This is a genomic window from Silvimonas terrae, from assembly GCF_014202765.1.
GTDB lineage: Bacteria > Pseudomonadota > Gammaproteobacteria > Burkholderiales > Chitinibacteraceae > Silvimonas > Silvimonas terrae.
Genome location: NZ_JACHHN010000001.1, coordinates 209,690 through 230,609, shown reverse-complemented (window position 1 = coordinate 230,609; position 20,920 = coordinate 209,690). Strand labels below are relative to the sequence as shown.

The 20,920-nt window shown below is 54.8% G+C and carries 20 protein-coding genes; 4 read left to right on the top strand and 16 right to left on the bottom strand.

Annotation, left to right across the window (positions count from 1 at the left end):
• The first annotated feature begins 27 nt into the window (after positions 1-27).
• On the top strand, positions 28-585 hold the full coding sequence (locus tag HNQ50_RS00960; protein ID WP_184096635.1) for an NADPH-dependent FMN reductase: 558 nt from the start codon (positions 28-30) through the stop codon (positions 583-585).
• A 99-nt stretch (positions 586-684) separates the two neighbouring features.
• Here HNQ50_RS00960 and HNQ50_RS00955 read toward each other — a convergent pair whose 3' ends face one another.
• From HNQ50_RS00955 to HNQ50_RS00935, 5 genes are all read right to left on the bottom strand, one after another.
• Positions 685-864: a hypothetical protein gene (locus tag HNQ50_RS00955; protein ID WP_184096633.1), complete on the bottom strand. Its 180-nt coding sequence runs from the start codon at positions 862-864 to the stop codon at positions 685-687.
• A 161-nt stretch (positions 865-1,025) separates the two neighbouring features.
• On the bottom strand, positions 1,026-1,568 hold the full coding sequence (locus HNQ50_RS00950; protein WP_184096631.1) for a cell division protein FtsI: 543 nt from the start codon (positions 1,566-1,568) through the stop codon (positions 1,026-1,028).
• A gap of 8 nt (positions 1,569-1,576) precedes the next feature.
• On the bottom strand, positions 1,577-2,230 hold the full coding sequence (locus tag HNQ50_RS00945; RefSeq protein ID WP_184096629.1) for a flagellar basal body L-ring protein FlgH: 654 nt from the start codon (positions 2,228-2,230) through the stop codon (positions 1,577-1,579).
• A gap of 244 nt (positions 2,231-2,474) precedes the next feature.
• Entirely contained in the window at positions 2,475-3,191 is a 717-nt protein-coding gene (locus tag HNQ50_RS00940) for a response regulator (RefSeq protein WP_184096627.1), read from the bottom strand.
• Complete coding sequence (locus HNQ50_RS00935) at positions 3,166-4,056, bottom strand: ATP-binding protein (RefSeq protein WP_184096619.1); 891 nt, start codon at positions 4,054-4,056, stop codon at positions 3,166-3,168. The genes HNQ50_RS00940 and HNQ50_RS00935 overlap by 26 nt, the downstream gene beginning before the upstream one ends.
• A gap of 368 nt (positions 4,057-4,424) precedes the next feature.
• Here HNQ50_RS00935 and HNQ50_RS00930 point away from each other — a divergent pair, with 368 nt between their 5' ends.
• Both HNQ50_RS00930 and HNQ50_RS00925 read left to right on the top strand, forming a co-directional pair.
• A complete protein-coding gene (locus HNQ50_RS00930) occupies positions 4,425-5,246 on the top strand; it encodes a DeoR/GlpR family DNA-binding transcription regulator (protein WP_184096617.1) in 822 nt (273 codons plus the stop codon).
• Between the two features lie 85 nt (positions 5,247-5,331).
• Complete coding sequence (locus HNQ50_RS00925) at positions 5,332-6,510, top strand: MFS transporter (RefSeq protein ID WP_184096615.1); 1,179 nt, start codon at positions 5,332-5,334, stop codon at positions 6,508-6,510.
• 135 nt (positions 6,511-6,645) lie between these two features.
• On the opposite strand, the gene HNQ50_RS00920 is transcribed toward HNQ50_RS00925, so the two are convergent.
• From HNQ50_RS00920 to HNQ50_RS00905, 4 genes are all read right to left on the bottom strand, one after another.
• Positions 6,646-8,811, bottom strand: a complete 2,166-nt coding sequence (locus tag HNQ50_RS00920) for a peptidase domain-containing ABC transporter (RefSeq protein ID WP_184096613.1) — start codon at positions 8,809-8,811, stop codon at positions 6,646-6,648.
• Between the two features lie 2 nt (positions 8,812-8,813).
• Positions 8,814-10,082 carry an HlyD family secretion protein gene (locus HNQ50_RS00915; RefSeq protein WP_184096610.1) on the bottom strand — a complete coding sequence of 423 codons (1,269 nt, stop codon included), beginning with the start codon at positions 10,080-10,082 and terminating at the stop codon, positions 8,814-8,816.
• A gap of 493 nt (positions 10,083-10,575) precedes the next feature.
• A complete protein-coding gene (locus HNQ50_RS00910) occupies positions 10,576-11,409 on the bottom strand; it encodes a TraB/GumN family protein (protein ID WP_184096608.1) in 834 nt (277 codons plus the stop codon).
• Positions 11,410-11,928: 519 nt separating this feature from the next.
• Complete coding sequence (locus HNQ50_RS00905; protein ID WP_184096606.1) at positions 11,929-12,324, bottom strand: hypothetical protein; 396 nt, start codon at positions 12,322-12,324, stop codon at positions 11,929-11,931.
• A 264-nt stretch (positions 12,325-12,588) separates the two neighbouring features.
• Here HNQ50_RS00905 and HNQ50_RS00900 point away from each other — a divergent pair, with 264 nt between their 5' ends.
• Positions 12,589-14,085: a TolC family protein gene (locus HNQ50_RS00900; RefSeq protein WP_184096604.1), complete on the top strand. Its 1,497-nt coding sequence runs from the start codon at positions 12,589-12,591 to the stop codon at positions 14,083-14,085.
• Positions 14,086-14,137: 52 nt separating this feature from the next.
• On the opposite strand, the gene HNQ50_RS00895 is transcribed toward HNQ50_RS00900, so the two are convergent.
• From HNQ50_RS00895 to HNQ50_RS00865, 7 genes are all read right to left on the bottom strand, one after another.
• Entirely contained in the window at positions 14,138-14,653 is a 516-nt protein-coding gene (locus tag HNQ50_RS00895) for a cupin domain-containing protein (RefSeq protein ID WP_184096602.1), read from the bottom strand.
• A 14-nt stretch (positions 14,654-14,667) separates the two neighbouring features.
• Entirely contained in the window at positions 14,668-14,997 is a 330-nt protein-coding gene (locus HNQ50_RS00890; protein WP_184096600.1) for a DHCW motif cupin fold protein, read from the bottom strand.
• A complete protein-coding gene (locus HNQ50_RS00885; protein ID WP_221302935.1) occupies positions 14,988-15,518 on the bottom strand; it encodes a GNAT family N-acetyltransferase in 531 nt (176 codons plus the stop codon). Before HNQ50_RS00885 ends, HNQ50_RS00890 begins: the two co-directional genes overlap by 10 nt.
• Positions 15,519-16,088: 570 nt before the next feature.
• Positions 16,089-17,117: an ABC transporter permease gene (locus tag HNQ50_RS00880; protein WP_184096598.1), complete on the bottom strand. Its 1,029-nt coding sequence runs from the start codon at positions 17,115-17,117 to the stop codon at positions 16,089-16,091.
• A gap of 7 nt (positions 17,118-17,124) precedes the next feature.
• Entirely contained in the window at positions 17,125-18,093 is a 969-nt protein-coding gene (locus tag HNQ50_RS00875; RefSeq protein ID WP_184096596.1) for an ABC transporter permease, read from the bottom strand.
• The gene (locus tag HNQ50_RS00870; protein ID WP_184096594.1) at positions 18,090-19,640 is read right to left on the bottom strand and encodes a sugar ABC transporter ATP-binding protein; all 1,551 of its coding nucleotides are present in this window, start codon (positions 19,638-19,640) and stop codon (positions 18,090-18,092) included. The genes HNQ50_RS00875 and HNQ50_RS00870 overlap by 4 nt, the downstream gene beginning before the upstream one ends.
• A 301-nt stretch (positions 19,641-19,941) precedes the next feature.
• The gene (locus HNQ50_RS00865) at positions 19,942-20,919 is read right to left on the bottom strand and encodes an ABC transporter substrate-binding protein (RefSeq protein ID WP_184096592.1); all 978 of its coding nucleotides are present in this window, start codon (positions 20,917-20,919) and stop codon (positions 19,942-19,944) included.
• Position 20,920 lies beyond the last annotated feature (1 nt).

Sequence of the window (20,920 nt, the reverse complement as noted above, 5' to 3'; positions counted from 1 at the left end):
CCATTTCCCCATCAAGGAGACCTCTCCATGAGTACTGTTCGTCACGTCGCCGTATTGGTTGGCAGCCTGCGCAAGGCATCACTGAACCGCAAAACCGCGCTGGCACTGGCCAAACTGGCCCCCCCCTCGCTCAAGCTGCAGATTGTGGAAATCGGTGATCTGCCCTTGTACAACGAGGATATCGACGTGGCCCCGCCGGCTGCCTACGTGCGTTTCCGTACCGAGATGAAAGCGGCCGATGCCGTGCTGTTTGTGACCCCGGAATACAACCGCTCTGTGCCGGCCGCACTGAAAAACGCCATTGACGTGGGTTCCCGTCCGCGTGGTGAGGCAGTCTGGAGTGGCAAGCCCGGCGCAGTGGTCAGCGTATCCCCCGGTGCCGTGGGTGGTTTTGGTGCCAACCATCACCTGCGTCAGTCGCTGGTGTTTCTGAACGTGCCGTGCATGCAACAACCTGAAGCTTATGTAGGCAATGCCGGCGACATGTTCGATGCCGAAGGCAATCTGACCTCCGACCGTAGCCGGGACTTCCTGCAAAACTTCATCAATGGTTATGCAGCCTGGGTAGAGAAACAACTGGGCTAGCCGACTGCCGCCCGCAGGCGGAACGAAGAAAAAGGCGAGCCTTGCGGCTCGCCTTTTTTGTTGGTCACCGGCACTACATGATGATGACCCGGTACGCGATTAAACGCGCACGTTCACCGACGAGGTGCTGGCCGCAGCCGGTGCCGCAGCGCTCATCGGGGAGCTGCTGGCCGCCGGGGCTGTTTCCGCGTGCTGCTGTTGCTGCGGCTGCACCGCCGGCCGGCTGGTGGCCGCAGGCCGTGCGGTCGGCGGCAGGGACGAACCCACAGTGAGTGACATAGAGACTCTCCAGGTTAAAAAAGCGCCAGGGGCGCAAAATGGCAACCAGCAGCCCAAAGCAAGTCTGGCTGCCGGGCGCCACTCACCAAACCCTGTTGGCAAGGCTCATGACACAACACCCCGTCGCGTGACATGCCGTCAACAGGGTTTGGTGAACGGCGCTAATTGCCGGCCAGCAAGGTATCGACCACCGGGGCCAGCTTGGCCCCCGTGTTCTTCCATTTATCAAAACCGTAATTGCCCGATTCGTAGCTGGCACTGCCCAGCAACTGACCGTTGCGACGCAGGGTTAAAGAAGCGCTGGCCATATAGGAAGAATCTTCGTCCCGGCCAAAGCGACGCTCCCACTTGCGGGTCGCCGTGTAGGTGAGTTCAGCGCAACCAATGGGCGCCGTGCCCGGCGAATAAACCCGGCTCTCTACGCCGTAGCGCTTGAGCAGCAATTGCACCGAGGGCACAAAATCCGGCACGGCAACGACTTCATTCCAGTCAATGCACACTTCCTTGAGTGACAGATAAGGCCGGGTGTATTCAAAGGGCTGGTTGCTGCCGCCACCGCTGGCCGCAGAGGTCACAGTGGCGATCCCGTCTGCGGTGGCGGCCACCAGTTCGCCCACGGGAATGGTCGGCACCACAATGCAGCCCGTCAGCATCAGCAGCAAAGAGAGCACGCTGCACCACTGCGCCAGGGCATAAAACCGCATGCGCGCCATCAGTCGAAGCCCAACACGCTCATGAAGGTGCGCTGGAGCCACCCTACCGTGTTGGCATCTGCCACGACGCCCTGCCCGACTTGTTCCAGTTGTACGTCTGCCACTTTCTGCGACGACACTACATTGCCGGCCTTGATATCACGTTTTTTCACCAGCCCGGAAAAGCGCAACTGGTTCAGATCGCCATTCACCGCAATGCGCTTGCTACCGGCGATTTCCAGCAAGCCGTTGGGCAAGACGTCAATCACCGACACAGACAAGGTGCCGGTCATGGTGTTGGCGTTATCGGTCGAACCGGTGCCCTTGAAGCTATCCGAGCCGGTAGAAGTGACGTTCAGATCAAACAGCTCTTTGATCACCCCGCCCATGGAGGAGGTGGAACCCGGTCCCTTGAAGGCCACATTGCCGTTCTTGCTGGCACTGGTGTTGGATTTGTTGCTGCCGGTCAGACTTTCCTGAATCTGGATGGTCAGCGTGTCGCCCACCCGGCTGGCCACCGCTTCCTCGTACAGCATCTGCGCTGTGGCCGCCTGGAAAATGGAGCCCTGGTTGTCCATGGCCATCAACGTGGGTTGCGGCAAGGCGCGGACCGGGCGGGTCACAATGGAGGTAGGCCCGCTGGCACAGCCAGCCAGGGCAAAGAGGCCGGCCATGCACGCGGCTTGGCACAGCCGGCGTCTGACATCGCTGAAGTCCTGGTTTGCCACGTTTGCCTCACTCCACAATCGGGGCCAAAGGCCCGTTACGCTATGCCCGAAGTGTGCAAAGCAATTGCGCAGCAAATGAGCAAACAATGTGAAAGTCGTGCGCGATCAGCGCGAATGGCAAACGGCCCGGCGCCCGCGCTTCACCACGCGGACAGCCGGGCCGATATCCAAAACACTGAGAAGGTGTCCCTCAGACGAGGCAGGTATTGCCAGCGCTCAACACCGTGCCATTGCGGCGCGGCGTACTTTCAAAGCGGTAACCTGCGCCATAAGCGGACTGGATGAACTCATGCTCCGGCGCAACAACGGCAAGTTTCTGGCGGATTTTGCGGATATGACTATCCACGGTGCGTTCCGTGACCACACGGCCATCGGCGTACATGCCGTCAATCAACTGCGCGCGGGAAAACAAGCGTCCGGGCCGCGCCACCATCAGTCGTAACAGCTGGAACTCCACCACCGTCAGTTGTACGTCCCGCCCGCCGACGTGCGCGCGGCCGCTGTCGTCATCCAGAGTCAGCGTTTCCCGCGTGACCGGCGTGGGCTGACCACGCCGCAACACGGTACGCACCCGCGCCGCGACCTCACGCAGGCTGAACGGCTTGCACACGTAATCGTCCGCGCCCAGTTCCAGCCCCAGCACACGATCCATCTCGGTATTCCGGCCGGTGAGCATGATGATGGGCAGACCGGATGCCTGGCGCACCCGGCGGCAAACTTCCATGCCAGGGATATCCGGCAGCCCCAGATCCAGCAAAACCAGCGCGGCTTCGTTATGGGCAAGCCAGTCCAGCGCAGCATGACCACTGGCTTGCCAGACCGGTTCAAAACCATCGCTGGCAAGGTATTCGAGCAGCAGGCTGGCTACGGGGGCTTCGTCTTCAACCAGCAATACGACTGGCTTCATGGATCACTTCCTCTTGAGCTTCAATACGCAGCACCCAGCACAGTCCACCCAACTGGCTGTGGCGCGCCTGCAAGGTGGCGCTGTGCGCTTCGGCAATGGCGCGGGCAATCGCCAGTCCCAGGCCGCTGGCATGCGGGTGCGGTATGCCGTGACCTGGAACGCGGTAAAAACGCTCTGTCAGACGCGGCAGCGCCTGACCTGGCACCCCCGGCGAGCTATCTTCCCAGGTCACTTGCACCACACCACCCGCTGTGGCTTCGACCCGAATCAAGATCTGCCCTGGCGCATCGGTATAACGCAGGCTGTTCTGCAACAGGTTGGTGAACAACTGCTCCAGTCGCAACGCATCGCCAGACACGCCTGGCGCAGGCTGGCGACTTAGCGTGACAGAGAGCCCCGCTTGTTGCAGGACGAGGCGGTGCCGCTGCAACAATTGTTCGATCACAGTGCCCACATCGATGATCTGCATTGGCACCACCTCTGGTGCGCGGCTGTGGCCCAGCAGACGGTCCAGGTCTTGCAGCAAGCGCGACAAGCGCTGGACTTCGCCCGCCATGGCATCCAGGGTCTGGGCATCTGGCTGGCGCAGGCCAATCTGCATGGCCTCAATCTCACCCGCCAACACGGTAAGCGGCGAGCGCAATTCATGGGCCAGGTCTGCCAGCGGCCCGGCATCCGGCGTCTTGCGCGGCGGCTCCCAAGCACGCCAGGCCAGCAGCACCACCATTTGCAACAGCACGCACAACACGGCCCCGGGCCAACCACCGCAATACCATGCCAGCGGCAGTAACCCGACATTGAGCACGGCCAGCCCCAGCGCCTTGCCCACCCCTGATCTCAAGCCTGTTGTGATGTGTGCGTGCATGTTTTTTGAATTTTTGCCAAAGACAGGTGCCTGGGCGACAAGCCCGGCCGGCGCGCATTATGCAATGTGATTGGAAACTGACAATGTCGTAAATGTAGCGTCGATTGTCCTGCGCTTGTTTGACACGCCACGGTACAAATCTGCCTTGGGCCAGATACAAACACCCGCTTTACGTGTCGCCCTGGTTGCTTTTTACATAGTTGCACATGTCATGTTTTCTTGCACTATCGGCCCAAAACAGGAAAAAACAGGCAAAAACGGCGGCACAAACACGGCAAATCGTGCAAATAAATTTGCACGATGATCAACATTGATGCACGATTAGTGAAATTGAGTATTTCTGGTGATCACTTTTCGGGATGTTAACCATGAGCGTGGACGAGCGCCGTGAACGTTTTAAGTCAGGCACGGCATTGCCGGTCGATCGGCATCAGATTATCCGTGAACGCTTACAGCAAGATGGCCGTGTGCTGGCCGCAGAACTGGCCCAGGAATTTGCGGTTTCCGAAGATTCCATCCGCCGCGATCTGCGGGAAATGGCCGCCAATGGCGAGTGCCAGCGCGTCTATGGCGGCGCCATTGCCATGTCGGCTACAGGCAAACCCATCAAGGAACGCAACGCCGAAAACCTGGCCCGCAAAGAGCGCCTGGCGCGCAGCGCCGTACGGTTGATCCAGGGCGGACAATTTGTGTTTCTGGATGCCGGCAGCACCAATCTGGCCATTGCCCAATTGTTGCCAGAAGACATTGGCCTGACCGTCGCCACCAACGCACCCGCCATTGCTGCCGCACTGGTCGGCCGGGAAGATCTGCGCGTGATCATGATCGGCGGCACGCTGGATCATCAAACTGGCGGCACCCTGGGCGCCAGCGCCTTGCTGGACGTCCAGCAGATGCGGCCGGATTTGTGCTTTCTGGGCATTTGCGCCATCAGCGCGGAATCCGGCCTGGGCGGCGGTCACATTGAAGACGTGGCATTCAAGCGGCAACTGGTCGCCAGCAGTGGCGCCATTGTGGCTGTCGCCACCAATGAAAAGCTGGGCACCGGTGCGCCGTTTCTGATTGCCCCGCTGACCGAAGTGACACATCTGGTGATCGAACACGATGCCGATGCACAGATTCTGGTCCGCCTGGCTGAATCAGGAACAAGTTTGGCTGATGCAGGAATCAACGTGCTGCGTGCCGAATAAAAATATGCCAAACGCAAGCAAATCCGTCCCTTGCACCACAAGAGCGGCCTGACCCCCGCTTGAAACTCTCCGCACTGGAAACCGCATGAAACCGAAAGACACCGCCAGCACCCTGGGCTGGCAACCTTCTTGCACCGCCACACGTTTGCTGTTTTTGCTGACTGGCATTGCCAACGCCACCTGGGCGGCCATGGTGCCGTTTGCCAAACTGCGCCTGAACCTGAACGACGCCGCCCTGGGTAGCGTATTGCTGGCCCTGGGCTGCGGCGCCATGCTGGCCATGCCCGCCACCGGCTGGCTGATGAAACGCTATGGCAGCGGCAAAGTGTTGCTGGTCTCCGGCGCGGCCATGGTGATCTCCGTACCGTTGCTGGCCATTGCGCCAGACCCCGTTATGCTGGCTGCGGCCCTCTTCCTGTTTGGCGCGCTGCTGGGCATGGTCGACGTGGCCATGAACAATCAGGCCGTTTTTGTGGAGTTGCAAGCCGGCAAACCGCTGATGTCCTCCTTCCATGGCCTGTTCTCGCTTGGCGGCTTGCTGGGCGGCGTCGGCGTTGCCGCGCTGTTGAAGGTCGGCTTGTCGATGACCCTGATCGCCACCCTGGTCGGCATTGCCTTCACCGCAGCCACGCTGCACCAGTCCCGCCACTTTTTGCCGCACGCACAAACTGAACCAGAGCACGCAGAACAGCAACGGTTCCGCATGCCGCACGGCATTGTCTGGCTGTTGGGCATGCTGTGTTTCTTCGGTTTCCTGACCGAGGGCGCCATGCTGGACTGGGGCGCGGTGTTCCTGCGCTTTGAGCGTGGCATGGACGAAGCGGGTGCCGGTCTGGGCTACGCCGCGTTCTCGCTGGCCATGACCGGCGGGCGCCTGACCGGGGACTGGATCAACCACCATCTGGGCCCGCAAAAGATTGTGTTCATTGGCGGTTTGCTGGCCGCCATCGGCCTGGGTGTGATCGTCACCGCACCTTGGGTATGGCTGAGCCTGTGCGGTTTTGTGCTGGTGGGCATGGGTGCCTCCAACGTGGTGCCGGTGCTGTTCAGCGCCTCCGCCCGTATCCCGGGTGTGCCGGCCAGCACGGCCATGCCGCTGGTCACCATGTGCGGCTATACCGGCATACTGGCCGGCCCGGCAGCGATCGGTTTTCTGTCACGCGCCACCTCGCTGCCCATTGCCTTGGGTTGTACTGGTTTGCTGATGGCCGTGGTGGCGTTCAATGCGTGGATTGTGAAGCCAACACCGGTTAAGGTGGCGTGATCTGGCGGATCGTTGACACGCTGCATGCACAATAAAAAGGCGGACCACTTGGCCCGCTTTTTTGTTTTGCATCTCGCCACTCCGGATAGTCCACTGGATTCCCAAATCCGACCCGGTAAATCAGGTCACCAAGCATTATCCACGTTCGGCAAGCCGCCCATTCACTAATTCCAGTACCCGGTCCGCGGAAGCAATGGTCTCCGGGCGATGGGCAATAAAAAGCACGGGTATACCCAGTTTGCGGATAGTCTGGCTGATCCTGCCTTCATTGGCAGTATCAAGATGACTGGTGGCCTCATCCAGAAGTAATAACTTTGGACTTTTGTACAGAGCGCGGGCCAATAACAAACGTTGCTTCTGCCCCCCCGACAAACTTCCCCCCATTTCGCCAATAAGCGTCTGATAGCCCATTGGCAGGCTTTCTATGTCGCTGTGCAACTCGGCCAATTGAGCACAGTACTCAGCACGCACATAATCTATGTCGTATGCGAAGAGCGTAATATTATCGAGAATCGAACCTGTGAATAACTCGTCTTCCTGCAAAACAGTCCCAACGTGCTCTCGCACTTGGGTGAAATCCAACTTGTCACTATCGTGCCCAAGTACTTTGACTTTACCTTCGGTAGGTTGGTATAGACCCAAAATCAATTTGAAAAGCGTGGTTTTACCCCCACCAGACCGCCCAACCAATGCAACGATCTCACCCGAACGCAACACCAGATTTGTTTCGGACAAAATCACTCGTTCCCCGGGCCCGTAGCTAAAACTCACATCCTGTACTTCCAGGACCGGCGTACCGGGCGGTAGTTCAACTGAACCATTCCCGGTTCCTACCCACTGCCTATCAGGTCGGAGATATGGTTCAGTCGAATCTGAAAGGCCGCAATCAACCCCTTCCTTTTCATTCAACACGATGTCTGCCAGGCGCTCATTGTAAACATCAAGCATCCGGTATTCGAATATCTTGTCTGTCAATGAAGAAATACTTGCGGTGAAACGCCCCTGAAATGACATATAAGCAACCAGCATTCCAACCGAAAAGGCCCTGTCCAGTACCGCTTGCGCACCAAACCAGATTACTGTTGCGCCAACCAGACCACCAATTGCGGTATTCAGAACGTGATATGCCATTCCCAACTTGCTTTGCTGCAATTGCGCATTCCGTCGCTCTACGTTGAGATTGCGCCAGATAATCTCCCGGCGGGTAAGCGCATCATTGACCCACAAACTAAGGATGCCACGTAAGGTTTCCAGGAAGTGGCTGGATTCTTTGGTACTCGCAACCCATGTATTCTCTGCTGCTTTGCGAAAAACATCGAACCAGATCCAGCGTATAAGTCCATAAATCAATGCCGCACCTATCGCAATGAGTGAGAGCTTTGTGCTATAGAGCAACATCATGGCCAGAGTGCCAAGCGCCAATAGCAAGTCCAACCCCGCTTGCAAAATGCTGGTGGTCAGCGAGGACTGAATCGAATCAACCGCACTGAATTTAGCGCTAATATCACCAAGATGCCTTTTCTCAAACCAGTCAATGGGCAGCCGAACCAGATGGTGAAAGACATTGGCGGTCCACTGCATATTGAAATTGACCGCCATCGAAATCGTCGCCCACTCTCGCGCGATACCAATGAGGGTTTGTGTACCTGTAAGCATCAATGAACCAATGATTATCAGAGTCAACAAGCTTTCGTCATGTGCCACCAGGACTTCATCAATCACAATTTGATTAATGAAAGGTGTCAATAAGGCCAAGGCTTCGAGAACTATCGCAAAACAAAAAATTCGTATCAGCGCAACATTGATACCTTCAGTTTTACCCACCAGTTCAGTCAGGCGTATCTTTTTCCGCTCATTCCGTTTGACAAATTCGTGCGTGGGCGTTAACTCCAGCGCAATACCGGTGAAGTGCTTGTTAATCTCAGAAAAAGACAGCCTCAATACGCCTCGCGCCGGATCGTGGACCACAACTTCCTTTCCACGCACGCGCTCAAGTACCACAAAATGATTCAGATTCCAGTGCAAAATACATGGCGTCGCCAATTGGGATAGCTCATGGAGTTCCAATTTCAATGGCCTGCCACTGAGATGCATCGCACCGGCACATTGGATCAATCTCCCTAGCGTTGCCCCATGCTGCGAAACACCGAAACGCCTACGAAGCGAGGGTAAATCAATTTTATAGCCGTACCACCCCGCCACCATTGCCAGACAGGCCACTCCACATTCGGCGCTTTCAGTTTGTCGAATCAGCGGTAAATGTCTTGACCAACTCCAGTTCAGTCCGCTATTGGCATGCATATTCATATCCTGCCACGCAAGCTCCACAGCGGTTCGAGAGCCCATTCATAGATATGTCGGGAGTCAAGATCCACATCCCCCGATACGGCCATGCCTACCTTGAGTGGTTCTTCTTTACCGTATGCCGTGACTGTCGCTTTATCCAATGTCACCACGACCCGATAGTGGGCTTCATTTTCTTTCCAGGAAAAAGGTGTTCGCAATACAATATCCGTGGGTGCCAATGCTACCTTTGAAACCTCTTTGATCCTGCCATATTGCACGCCGAATTTCTCAAAAGGATAGGCAGCAAAACGCAGCCCCACACGTTCGCCGGCTTTAATAAACCCTACCGCTTTACTTGGTGCGTACAATTCAACCTGCATATGCGCTGAACCTGGCACGATAATCAGCATTGGATCACTTCCTGTAGCAATCTGGCCCGGGCGTGCCATAATTGCAGCAACAATGCCTGTAACCGGAGCAGTGATGGTTGTTTTGGCTCGCGTAGCAAGCTCTATTTTTTGCTGCTTTAATACCTGAAATTGGCGGTCTGATTCGCTTTTCTGAATTTGACCTTCATGTTGGATACGAGCAATTTCCGTGCGATTTGTGGTTAACGCTTGCTCTAATTGTTGGCGCCGCAGGAGCGCCTCTTGTACGCGAGACTCAGCCGTTGTCAGGTCAATCCGCTTCTGTTGCCAATCCATGGCAGACACATATCCCTGCTTCGCCAGCTGCTCATAGGGAGCCAGGGTTTCCTGGATCAGGGTCATCTGCTTCATAGCGAGTGCATGGGAAGCACGCGCGCTTTCTAATTGCGCTTTCAACTCCGCATCTCTTCTGGACAAGCCATCTGACTGCGAACGATTCAGGTATTGCTGCTGTTGCTGCTGGGTAGTCAGTAACATTTGCTGGCGTTCAACCGACTGTGCCAACTCTTCTGCAGAGCCTATAACATTGCCATCATATTTTTCGTCGTCCAGTCGGTACAACGGGGCACCGATCCCCACAGACTGTCCCTCTTGAACAAACAATTGTTCAATCCGGCCCTCATTTCGAGCCATTACCCTGACCACTCCGGTAGAGGGCATGACCAAACCATCGAGGTGTGCTTTACGGGTATAGGAACCCCATGTCAAAAAAGCGACCAAGGCAAGCAGTAGCATAACGCTACCCATTGCAAAGATGGTTAAAGGCATGCCAATCGGAATAAGAATTACACCGCTTTGGTTCAGCTTTTGTGCATCAACAAAATCTTGCCGATAAAGATGATTTTTTGAAGAAGTCAATAATAATACTCACAAAAACAACCACAGATTACTTTTGACAATCTGCGTAAAACGGGGAATTTATTTTTTGAAAAACCTCGATTCGGCATAAATACAGAAAATGATGATCAAAGAAAAAATGAAGCAAAGAAAAAAACGATCTGCCAACGGGTTGTTTTTAAAAAACAAGGGGACACCAAACAACCCCACAAAACTCAAACCATGAATTATCTTTATAATAGCTTCCACAAAGAATCTCAATTCTAATAAATTAGACAATAATATAAAAAAATATTTTTTAATTTCTTTCACAATTTATCTTAATCAACAGAGATCCAATGACAAACCCTTGACAAAACACGACAAACCCGGGCACTCCGATCAAATTAATCTGAATAAAAGCGCTAACAATGCTACTTAAAATAACCAGATAATATGCAAATTTTATATAATTCACAGATCACCACACATTAACAAGTAAAAATTCTTGTTTTTAACAAAATCAACGTAAATACTAATTAATCTCCCGAACAACATAACCATCCTTCTCAAGCATCAGCAAGATATTATCATAGCCACATACGTGAGCGACTCCAACGAGAAACAATGTATTTGGATTATGTTTGTTTATTTTCAAAATCTCTTCCTTCATGAATTTATTTCTATGTGAAATAAAATACTCTCTAGCCAAACGACCTTCGTAATTAGCATCAATTTTATTTTCAAAATCATTAACCAAATCACAATCTCCTATTGTAAACGCTTTTTCCAAATCTTCAAAATTTTTTTCGTTTACGTTTGAATTTAAAATATTGAAAATCAAGGCGGAGACAAAATACGAAGGAAGAGAATTAAAAATTTTAATATAATTAACTCCTTCAATACTAATTATTTTCTTTTTCGGAAAAAGATTTTTTAATGAAAGCTCAGTACCGTTATAGTAATGTGTATTATCTTTCGCATTTATAATTCTAACCATACTTGCAAGCAAATAAGCCTGATACACCGGCACACTATCAAGATCCACATCATCTTTAACTAGTTTGCGGTATTTCTCGACAAAATCCGTATACCCGGGACTGGGATCCAGACTTTTCAAGGGGGGGCCAGTGTCAGCCATTTTTTTGGCGCTTATAAAAAAATCTTCATTCGGATTTACTTCAAAAGCTAAATTGTCAAATTTTTTTGCCATTTCATAAATTTTTAAATCAGAGAATTCGTTCTTTGTGATGTGCATTGTCCCTACAATGTTAATTGTTTCGGAACCCTTTATTGCAACAAATAAAATGGAGCCCCATGCAACATTGCATATAAATTGAAATAAAAATAAAACACTGATTTTTTTCATAAAAACCGGAAAAGTAGAGACACAACGAGTATGCCTATCCTTTAATTTACCTTTACTCAAAAGCCATGAAAAAAATGCATATCAATGTCGATACAGCTAATGGCTCTGCAATTAACAATCTTATTTCTACGAGCTCATCTGCGCAGAAATTATTTATTGAGCAAATTCCAACAAAGCCTAAAAATTCTGATATATGAAGCGCCACAATCAGCATACTGTTTTGCGCCATAAAAAATAAATTATTTACTTTTACAAAACTTCCATTCGATATACATGCACAAAATTACTATTACAGAAAAGATAAAACAAATAGACAAACGATCGACTAATGGATTAATTTTAATAACAAAAGAAGCATCAAGAATACCAATAAAGCATAAGCCCTGAATTAATTTTATTAAAATTCTCATAACAGCCGCCTATAAATTCTCACAAAACAATCACAACCAAATTTCATTTTAAATAGAATTAAGAAATCCATGCGACGCCAAACATCGGAATCGCACGAATACGGTGGCTCTATTTGCTTTTAACTAGTGCGGCTCCCGTCAAGCCAACTCCGATACTGAGCGCATTAGCTACTGTTGATGCCCCACCCGTCAGCGCGAAGCCACCAGCGGATATTACAAGTCCAACAATTCCTGCTAATTCAGAAGGGGTTGCCTTGCCATTAAGGTTAATACCGGATGCTGGATACCCATACCCGGTTTGTAGGCTACTTTGTTGATACCCGGGGGTTGCGCCGGTACCACCACCACTCCCCCCCACTGCTTGTGTGCCTTGCCCATTCCCATACATGCCTCCTCCGCCAAAGCCCCCAGTGGTGCCGACACCACCATAACCATACCCGCCGTCGGTGCCATAGCCGTCGCCACCAGAGACCAATTGAACTTCAAATTCATTCAGGCTTTGCATGATGATATTTCCATAAGAGTTATGAAAAAACTGTCATGAATGGCCATTAGGTCAAGCTCATTTTCATGACACAACCAACGTATCACGCAGGAAAAAAAATAATTTAATTTATGTCAACTTTTTATATTCTCTTAAATTTTATAAATTTTTTTTTGAAATAACATCATCTCAATTTCTATACAATTTTTTGTAAATACAACTTTCAATTCCGATAAATTAGTAACAAGTACCATACTAAAAACGACAAGCAATACGGTACCATTTTTGTTTTACTCTTTTTCTGTGAAAAAAATCCAGCTTGCTCCCCGCCCCTTTTCCTGGAGTCCAGTTCGAAAATCAGCCTTGGCTCTAGGGATACTCTGGCCACTGACGGCTACCAGCGGGGTTTCCAGTTACCCTGATCCTTTGCCTACGGATCGGGATCTTTCCCCTGTTCCGGCATTGGCCGATGTTATTTCCTCTGACATGGCCTGCACGTTAGCGCCTCCAGGCTCGGCGTTAACTCTCTATCAAGCAGTGGAACGTGCGCTCTGCCAAAGCCCTAAAACCCGAGAGGCGTGGGCCGCCATCAAGAGTCAGACCGCACAAGTGGGGATCAGCAAAAGTGCTTTAATGCCCCATGTGAACGCATCCGTTCAGTGGGCAAAGGAACACACCTACACCGAGGTGCCCAATTCACCAGACCTGAGCTCAGGCGGTGGCACTCACTTCCGGAGTGACGTCCTTGCTCTTGAATGGGTGCTATTCGACTTCGGCGCGCGGTACGAGGAAATGAAAAGTGCCCAACAACTGCTTGTCGCTGCGCAGCAAACCCACGCAGCAACTTTGCAGCAGGTGTTTCTACAAACAGCCGCAGATTATTACGAGGCGATTGCAGCGCAGGCTGCCGCGCTTTCCACGCGTGAGATGGAACATGCGGCAAAACAAAGCCTTGATACAGCGTCTGCACGGGTGCGGGGTGGCGTGGCTGCCGTGTCGGATCAATTACAAGCGCAAACGGCCTATGCGCAGGCCAATTATGCGCGCGTGAAAGCAGAGGGAATGGCAAGTACGAGCTTGGGAACCCTGGCCCTGGACATGGGATTGTCACCCGACGGACATTTTGAACTCGCAGAAACGCAAGACGGGCCATTGAATGACATTAGCTTCATCAAGTCGTTGAGTACCTTACTGACTGATGCCAGACAGCAGCACCCGGTCATCCTCGCAAGCCAGGCAGCAGTTGAGGCGGCGCTGGCGAGAATAAAAAGCGTGCGGGCCAACGCGCTACCCATGCTGACTCTGAACGGGAACATTTCCCGTAACACCCAGCCAGTCAACCCTGGCCCGGGAATGGATGGCCTGAGCGCCAGATCAAAGGGTCGCTATGTTGGGATCGTGCTGAGTGTTCCGCTATTTGATGGATTTGCCAGCGCGTACAAAATCAGGGCGGCGGATGCTGATCTGGAAATACAAAAGGATAAATTGCAGGAAGCAGAACAACAGATAGCGCAGGAGGTCTGGCGCAGCTATCAGACCTTCATCGTGAGTACTGAAAATCTGCACAACACAGAAACCGTATTGCAAAGTGCGCGTCAACAGTATGCTGCAGCTAGCGAGCGCTATCGTTTAGGTATCGCCAATGTTCTTGAGCTGATAAGCGCGCAGACCTCATTATCCACGGCCCTCCAGCAGCGTGTTCAGGCGATGGCAGAGTGGCGTGTATCGCGGCTTGAACTTGCCGCCAGCGTCGGCATCCTGGGGGCTTGGGCAATTCGCTAATCAGATATGTCGAGGTATATTGCCGGGAATCTGAGGCTGCTTTGCAAACAGCCTAGAACGGCCCGTTGGACACACGCAATTGATCCGGCAAACCATCATGCTCGCCCTGCAATTGGGTCGGCGCATCCGCCCAGTGATCCTTCCCGATCTGCGCGTTGTAGGCCGTATGCATTGGATAATGCACCTGGTTATCTGGTCGTTTGTGTTCACCCACCACCAACAAGCGTACCGGTTCATCTGTATTGTTCAGGAACACGTGTGCAATCCCGGTGCCCGGCTTGAAGCCGACCGCATCACCCGCCTTCAGGCGATGCAACACGCCATCAATCCAGGCATCCGGCGTGCCTTCAATCACGTAGACAAACTCTTCTTCGGTTTTCTCGGCATGCGGCCAACAGGTGCGGCGGCCAGGCGGCAGGACTTCATGGTGAATGCCAATCCGCTCCAGGCCAAATACCGGGCTGAATGAGGAAGAGAGCGTAAAAATCTCTGCACTACCAGGGTAGGACGCGCCCTCAGCGGGCTGCTGGATGTCTTGCCAGTGCTTGATGAAATCAGGTCGGGTCATCAGGGGTATCCCACTCAATCCACAATAAACAATCGTGCACCCACATCCGTATACGAGCGATGTGGTTCGGCATTATCCGCCACCTGGTAACTCACACCAGGCTTGAGCGTAAACACGCGGCCATCGGCCAGTTCGGTGTGTAGTTCGCCTTCCAGACACAAGAGAATATGGCCTTTCACGCACCAGTGATCCGCCAGATAACCGGGCGTGTACTCCACCATGCGCACGCGAATGTCGCCAAACTGCTGCGTGCGCCAGATGGCCTTGCCCTGCTCGCCTGCGTGTTCGGTGGGTGCAATGGCAGACCAGTCGGTGGTGCCAAACGGGATGTCGTTCAGATGCATAGTCCGTCCGCCGGGGTGTACAACAACATGTCTTCATCGATGGCGGCCAGCCGCACATTGGCGGTGTGGCGCAGGCCCAGTTTTTCCAGCAAGCGCATGGAGGCCGCGTTGTCGTCTGAGGTGATGGCCACAATACGGGGCAAGCCCAGCGTCTGGTAGCCGTATTCCAGCACGGCGAGCGAGGACTCCAGCGCGTAGCCCTGGGCCCAGAATTGCGGCATGAAGCCGTAGCCGATATCCACGTCGTCCAGCCCGTCGCGCTTGATCAGGCCACACAGACCCAGCGGTGCGCCGTCTTCTTTGCGCTCCACCAGGTAGAGCCCATGGCCGCAGCGCTCATACATGGCCACTGGGCCCGTTTCGATGTAATTGCGCGCATCTTCGACAGATTTGAACCCTTTATCGCCGATGTATTGCAACCAGGAAGGGTTGGTGAGCAGATCGAAGATGAAAGGCGCATCTGCCAAGACAAGCCAGCGCAGCGTGAGGCGTTCGGTGGTGATCAGGGGAGATGCAGGCAAGATGGCCAGTTCCACAGGGAGGACATGGGGATTCTAGCGCGTTCAGCAAGAAGATGAGATGGCAGACATCCTGATACATCATTCGTAGCCCGGATGGAGCCGAAGACGGGAATCCGGGATGACGCCAGTCGCAATATCGATGCCCCGCCATCTGACGCATGACAACCACACCGGCGCATTGTTCTTGCCGGCATACCCACCCCGGATTCTCGCTGCGCTTCATCCGGGCTACGGTGCTGATACATCATTCGTAGCCCGGATGGAGCCGAAGGCGGGAATCCGGGATGACGCCATTCGCAATATCGATGCCCCGCCATCCCGCGCATGGCACCCACACCGGAGCATTGTCCTTACCGGCATACCCACCCCGGATTCTCGCTCTGCTTCATCCGGGCTACGGTGCAGAACGATCTGTAGCCCGGATGGAGCCGAAGGCGGGAATCCGGGATGACGCCATTCGCAATATCAATGCCCCGCCATCCGGCGCATGACAACCACGGCAGAGCCTTGTTTTTGCCGGCATAGCCACCCCGGATTCTCGCTCTGCTTCATCCGGGCTACGAAGACGGGCTACAAGTCCTTCTCTTTCTTTGCCAGGCGCGCTTGCAAGATCACCACAATCAGCAAGAACACGCCGCGGATCACCGATTGCCAGTACGCCGACAGGCTGATCACGCCCTTGCCGTTTTCAAAGTTGAGGATATTGAAGATCAAACCCAGCAACAGTACGCCAGAGAGCGTGGCACCGATTGAGCCTTCGCCCCCGGTCAGGCGCGTGCCGCCCACTACCACGGCGGCGATGGCAAACAACTCCCAGCCATTGCCTTCGTTAGGTTGGCCTGCGCCAAATTGCGAGGCCAGGATCACCCCCGCCACTCCGGCCAGCGCGCCGCTCAACAGGTAGACAAAGAATTTCACGCGCTCTACCGGCAAGCCCATCAACCGCGCGGCTTCTTCGTTGCCGCCGATGGCCAGCACGGTACGGCCAAAGCCGCTGAAGTTGAGCGCGATTGAACCAGCAATAAACGCCAACCCGCCGATCCACGCCGGGATGGGGAAACCCAGGAAATCGCCCTGTCCAAAGGTGGTAAAACCGCTGTCCCACGACACCGAGACGGACTGATTGCCGGCAAACAGCAAAGCAAGGCCGTGCGCGGCAAGGAAAGTGCACAGGGTGACAATGAACGGCAGGATTTTCAGCCGGGTAATGGCCAGACCGTTCACCAGCCCGATCACCAGCCCTGCCCCCACGCCGCCCGCCAGCCCCAGCCAGATACCATGCGGGCTGAGCATGGCAGAGATCACGCTGGAGAGCGCGGCCGTGGTCCCCACAGAAAGATCAATCCCGCCGGTCATGATGACAAACGCCATCCCGACCGCAATCAGCCCGAACATGGTGTTGTAGCGCAGCAGCGTGAGTACGTTGTACGCCCCCAGGAAGTTGTCGTAGCGACAAGCACCAAAGATCAACAACAGGATCAGCGCGACCAGCACCCCTTGCGTGCGCAAGAAATGCAGCCTTCTGCGCTGTGCGGATTGCGGCGGACCAGACAGCGCCTCCAGCGCTTCGCCGGCCGCCACTTGCAAAGATTTCGACATCACTTGGTTACTCCCGCTTTTGCAGGTAAACGGCGGCCAGGATAATGGCAGCCTTGACGACCAGTGCCGCGGCATCGGGCACTCCGTGAGCCAGCAAGGTGTAGCGCACCAGCTGGATAATCAGCGCGCCGATCAGCGTTCCCAGAATGCGGGCACGGCCACCAGTCAGAAGCGTGCCGCCTACGGCAACGGCGGCAATGGCATCCAGCTCGATCCCCATACCGATCAGATTGGCATCGGCCGACGAGTTAATGGCAATCACCAGCAAACCCGCCAGGCCCGACAACGCACCGCAAATGACATACGCGGCCATCTTCACCCGCGCTACCGGTACGCCTGCCAGCCGCGCTGCACGCTCGTTGCCGCCCGTAGCCAGGATATAGCGGCCAAACAAGGTGGCCCGCATGACCCACGCCGCAATCGCCACAATGATCAGCATGATGATCACCTGTGCCGGAATCCCCAGCACCTTGCCCAAGCCCAGCCAGTGAAAGGTGTCATTGCTGAAGGTTTGCAGATTGCCGTTGGTAAACACCTGGGCAATGCCACGACCAGCAATGAACAGAATCAGCGTAGCCACAATGGGCTGGATTCTGAATCGGGTGACCAGTACGCCATTGAGCACGCCACCGGCAGACGCAGCCAGCACCGGCAACACCAGGGCGCATGCCATGCCCAGCACCGGCACGGCAAACAATCCGCTGTGCGCGCCAAAAATCAGCGGCGCCAGCGCCCCGGAGATCGCCATCAATGAACCCACTGACAGATCAATGCCACCCGTGGCAATCACCATGGTCATGCCTACCGCCACGATCACAATGGTGGAGACCTGGGTGAGGTTGATGTTGAAGGTTTGCAGCGACAAAAAGTTTTGCGTGAACGCCAGGTTAAAGACCAGCAACAACGCCAGGCCCAGCAACGCACCAGACGGGATCAATCGGCGGCTTTGGCCAAGCCGCAAGGCAAGCGCGGTCATGGGGCTCTCTCCGCAACGGGGTTGTCTTTGGCGGTGGCATTGGCCATGGCCGCCATCATGTTGTCTTCACTGATCTGGCTACCGGACAACTCGCGGACGGTGTAGCCATCGCGCAGCACCACCACGCGTTGGGCATAGGCGGTCAACTCTTCGAGTTCCGAGGCAATCATCAGCACACCCAGACCGTCATCCGCCAGTTCACGGATCAGCGTGAGGATTTCTGCCTTGGCGCCCACATCGATCCCGCGCGTCGGTTCATCCAGCATCAGAAAGTCGATCTTTGCGCACAGCCAGCGCGCCAGCAGCACCTTTTGCTGGTTACCACCAGACAGCTCACGAATCTTCTGCTTCGGACCCGCCGTCTTGATCTGCAGGCGTTCAATGAACCGCTGAACAATCACCTGTTGCTGTTTGCGATCAACGACACCCAGCTTCACCAGGCGCGGCAACAGCACCAGCGTCAGGTTCTCCTCCACCGACATATCGGGGATGATGCCTTCAATTTTGCGGTCTTCAGACAAGTACGCCACGCCCTGGGCAATGGCGTCAGAGGGTGATTGCCACGCCCGCTTTTGGCCTTTGAGCAAAATGTCCCCCTGGTCAACCCGGTCAGCGCCAAACAAACAGCGCGCCAGCTCCGTGCGGCCTGAGCCCAGCAAACCGGCCAGACCGACGATCTCGCCAGGGTATACCGCCATGCTGGCGTCGTTGACGCGCACACCGCTTTTCAGCGCTTTGATTTCAACGACCGGGGTGCGGGTTTCATCCGGCTTGATTTCTTCACCTGCCGCCTGCGCCACCGTGCTGGCCAGTTCGCGCCCCAGCATGGTGGTCACCAGTTGCAGCTTGTCCATATCCTGCATGGATTTTTCCGCAACGGTCTGACCGTCCCGCATCACCGTCACGCGGTCGCACACGGCGTAGAGTTCGTCCAGCCGGTGGCTGACAAAAATCACCGAGACGCCATCCGCCTTCAATTGCCGAATCACCCGGAACAAGGTTTCAACCTCTTGTTCATCCAGCGAGGAAGTCGGCTCATCCATGATCACCAGCCGGGCGTGCAAGGACACCGCGCGGGCAATCGCCACCATTTGCTGCGTGGCCGTGTTGCACTGGTTCAGCGGCATGCGCACGTCCGCCACAATACCCAGCTTGTCCAGCAAGGCGGCAGCGTCCGCGTGGATGCGGAACCAGTCGATCAAACCGTATTTGCGTGGTTCGCGCCCCAGGAAGATGTTCTCTGCCACACTGCGCAGCGGGATCAGGTTAAGTTCCTGGTAGATGGTACTGATACCGCCCTTCTGCGCTTGCAGGGGCGTCGTAAAGTGAACCGGCTCGCCGGCAAACAGGATCTCGCCGCTGTCGCGCTTGTACGCACCGGTCAGTATCTTGATCAGGGTCGATTTGCCTGCCCCGTTCTGTCCGATCAGCGCATGCACCTCTCCGGGTGCAATGGACAGCCGCGCCTGCCTGAGTGCCGGCACACCGGAAAATGCCTTGCTGATGCCGTGCATCTGCAGCAATGGTGCCGTGATGGTCTGCGTCATGAATCCTCCAGCCTTGCGTAGGGGCCGGTCGAGGTGTGTTGTCTGATTATGGTCTGGCTGGACAGCTTTGCTATCCACCATGGACTTTCCGGCCGGTTGTGGCCCGCCAGGCCTGGTCGCCAGGCAAAAAAAGGGCCGGCAAGCCGGCCTGAGAGAGGAAGACAGAACCAGCCTGTGCGCATGGAGGAGACCCGACCAGAGCCAGATGCGCGCCAGTTCGTCTTGCCAGGCCAGGTTTTGCCACGTCACCTCTGGCAGAGCGGTGAACGCCACCAAACCCGGCCTGGCCGACTTTCAACAATCAGAAGGCGTTGGCCAGATTTTCCTTGGCGTTGCTCTTGTCAAAGAACTTGTCTTCAACCTTCACCCACGCCGGAATCTTCTTGCCCGCAGCGTAATCCTGCGCGGTCTTGCAAGAGATCGGACCAAAGAACGGGCTGGACTGGACGGTGGCGCCCAGCTTGCCATCGATAATGGCTTGCAGTGCGTCCTTGGTGCCGTCAATCGACACCACGATCACGTCCTTACCCGGCTTCTTGCCAGCGGCTTCCAGCGCGGCAATGGCACCCATCGCCATTTCGTCGTTGTGAGCGTACACGGCGGTCACATCCGGGTGCGCTTGCAGCAGCGATTCCATCACCTGGCGGCCCTTGTCACGGGCAAAGTCACCATCCTGGCTGGCAATGATCTGCATGCCGGCTTGCTTCTTGACGGTGTCGTCAAAGCCCTTCTTGCGGTTATTGGCCGGGGAGGAACCGGTGGTGCCTTCCAGCTCAATAATCTTGCCCTTGCCGCCGGTGGCCTTGATCAGCCATTCCGCTGCACGGTGACCTTGATCCACAAAGTCAGAACCAATGAAAGTCACGTAGTCGCGACCCGGCTTGGCGACGCTCTGGTCCAGATCACGGTCAATGGCAATCACTGGAATACCGGCTTTCTTGGCCGCCATGACGGCAGGAACCAGCGGCTTTTCTTCACGCGGGGCCAGCACAATCAGGTCTACCTTTTGCGCAATCATGGATTGCACATCGGCCACCTGCTTGGAAGCGGAACTGGCGGCGTCGGTATACACCAGCGTCCAGCCACACTTGCCGGCAATGTCTTTCAGGCTTTGGGTTTCGGCAATACGCCAGGGATTGTTGCTCTCGGTTTGGGCAAAACCGACTTTGTAGCTGGCTTTCTGGGGCAGCTTGGGCACACCGTCAGCCATGGCGCTGGCCGTGGCCAATGCAAAACTGGCAACCAGAACGGCCAGACCAGCAGATCGTACTCGCATCATG

What these genes read in the sequence shown, in the direction of transcription:
- HNQ50_RS00960 (WP_184096635.1), top strand. Translation starts at nt 28, where the DNA reads ATGAGTACTGTTCGTCACGTCGCCGTATTGGTTGGCAGCCTGCGCAAG.
- HNQ50_RS00955 (WP_184096633.1), bottom strand. Translation starts at nt 864, where the DNA reads ATGTCACTCACTGTGGGTTCGTCCCTGCCGCCGACCGCACGGCCTGCG.
- HNQ50_RS00950 (WP_184096631.1), bottom strand. Translation starts at nt 1,568, where the DNA reads ATGCGGTTTTATGCCCTGGCGCAGTGGTGCAGCGTGCTCTCTTTGCTG.
- HNQ50_RS00945 (WP_184096629.1), bottom strand. Translation starts at nt 2,230, where the DNA reads ATGGCCGGCCTCTTTGCCCTGGCTGGCTGTGCCAGCGGGCCTACCTCC.
- HNQ50_RS00940 (WP_184096627.1), bottom strand. Translation starts at nt 3,191, where the DNA reads ATGAAGCCAGTCGTATTGCTGGTTGAAGACGAAGCCCCCGTAGCCAGC.
- HNQ50_RS00935 (WP_184096619.1), bottom strand. Translation starts at nt 4,056, where the DNA reads ATGCACGCACACATCACAACAGGCTTGAGATCAGGGGTGGGCAAGGCG.
- HNQ50_RS00930 (WP_184096617.1), top strand. Translation starts at nt 4,425, where the DNA reads ATGAGCGTGGACGAGCGCCGTGAACGTTTTAAGTCAGGCACGGCATTG.
- HNQ50_RS00925 (WP_184096615.1), top strand. Translation starts at nt 5,332, where the DNA reads ATGAAACCGAAAGACACCGCCAGCACCCTGGGCTGGCAACCTTCTTGC.
- HNQ50_RS00920 (WP_184096613.1), bottom strand. Translation starts at nt 8,811, where the DNA reads ATGCATGCCAATAGCGGACTGAACTGGAGTTGGTCAAGACATTTACCG.
- HNQ50_RS00910 (WP_184096608.1), bottom strand. Translation starts at nt 11,409, where the DNA reads ATGAAAAAAATCAGTGTTTTATTTTTATTTCAATTTATATGCAATGTT.
- HNQ50_RS00905 (WP_184096606.1), bottom strand. Translation starts at nt 12,324, where the DNA reads ATGCAAAGCCTGAATGAATTTGAAGTTCAATTGGTCTCTGGTGGCGAC.
- HNQ50_RS00895 (WP_184096602.1), bottom strand. Translation starts at nt 14,653, where the DNA reads ATGACCCGACCTGATTTCATCAAGCACTGGCAAGACATCCAGCAGCCC.
- HNQ50_RS00890 (WP_184096600.1), bottom strand. Translation starts at nt 14,997, where the DNA reads ATGCATCTGAACGACATCCCGTTTGGCACCACCGACTGGTCTGCCATT.
- HNQ50_RS00880 (WP_184096598.1), bottom strand. Translation starts at nt 17,117, where the DNA reads ATGTCGAAATCTTTGCAAGTGGCGGCCGGCGAAGCGCTGGAGGCGCTG.
- HNQ50_RS00875 (WP_184096596.1), bottom strand. Translation starts at nt 18,093, where the DNA reads ATGACCGCGCTTGCCTTGCGGCTTGGCCAAAGCCGCCGATTGATCCCG.
- HNQ50_RS00870 (WP_184096594.1), bottom strand. Translation starts at nt 19,640, where the DNA reads ATGACGCAGACCATCACGGCACCATTGCTGCAGATGCACGGCATCAGC.
- HNQ50_RS00865 (WP_184096592.1), bottom strand. Translation starts at nt 20,919, where the DNA reads ATGATGCGAGTACGATCTGCTGGTCTGGCCGTTCTGGTTGCCAGTTTT.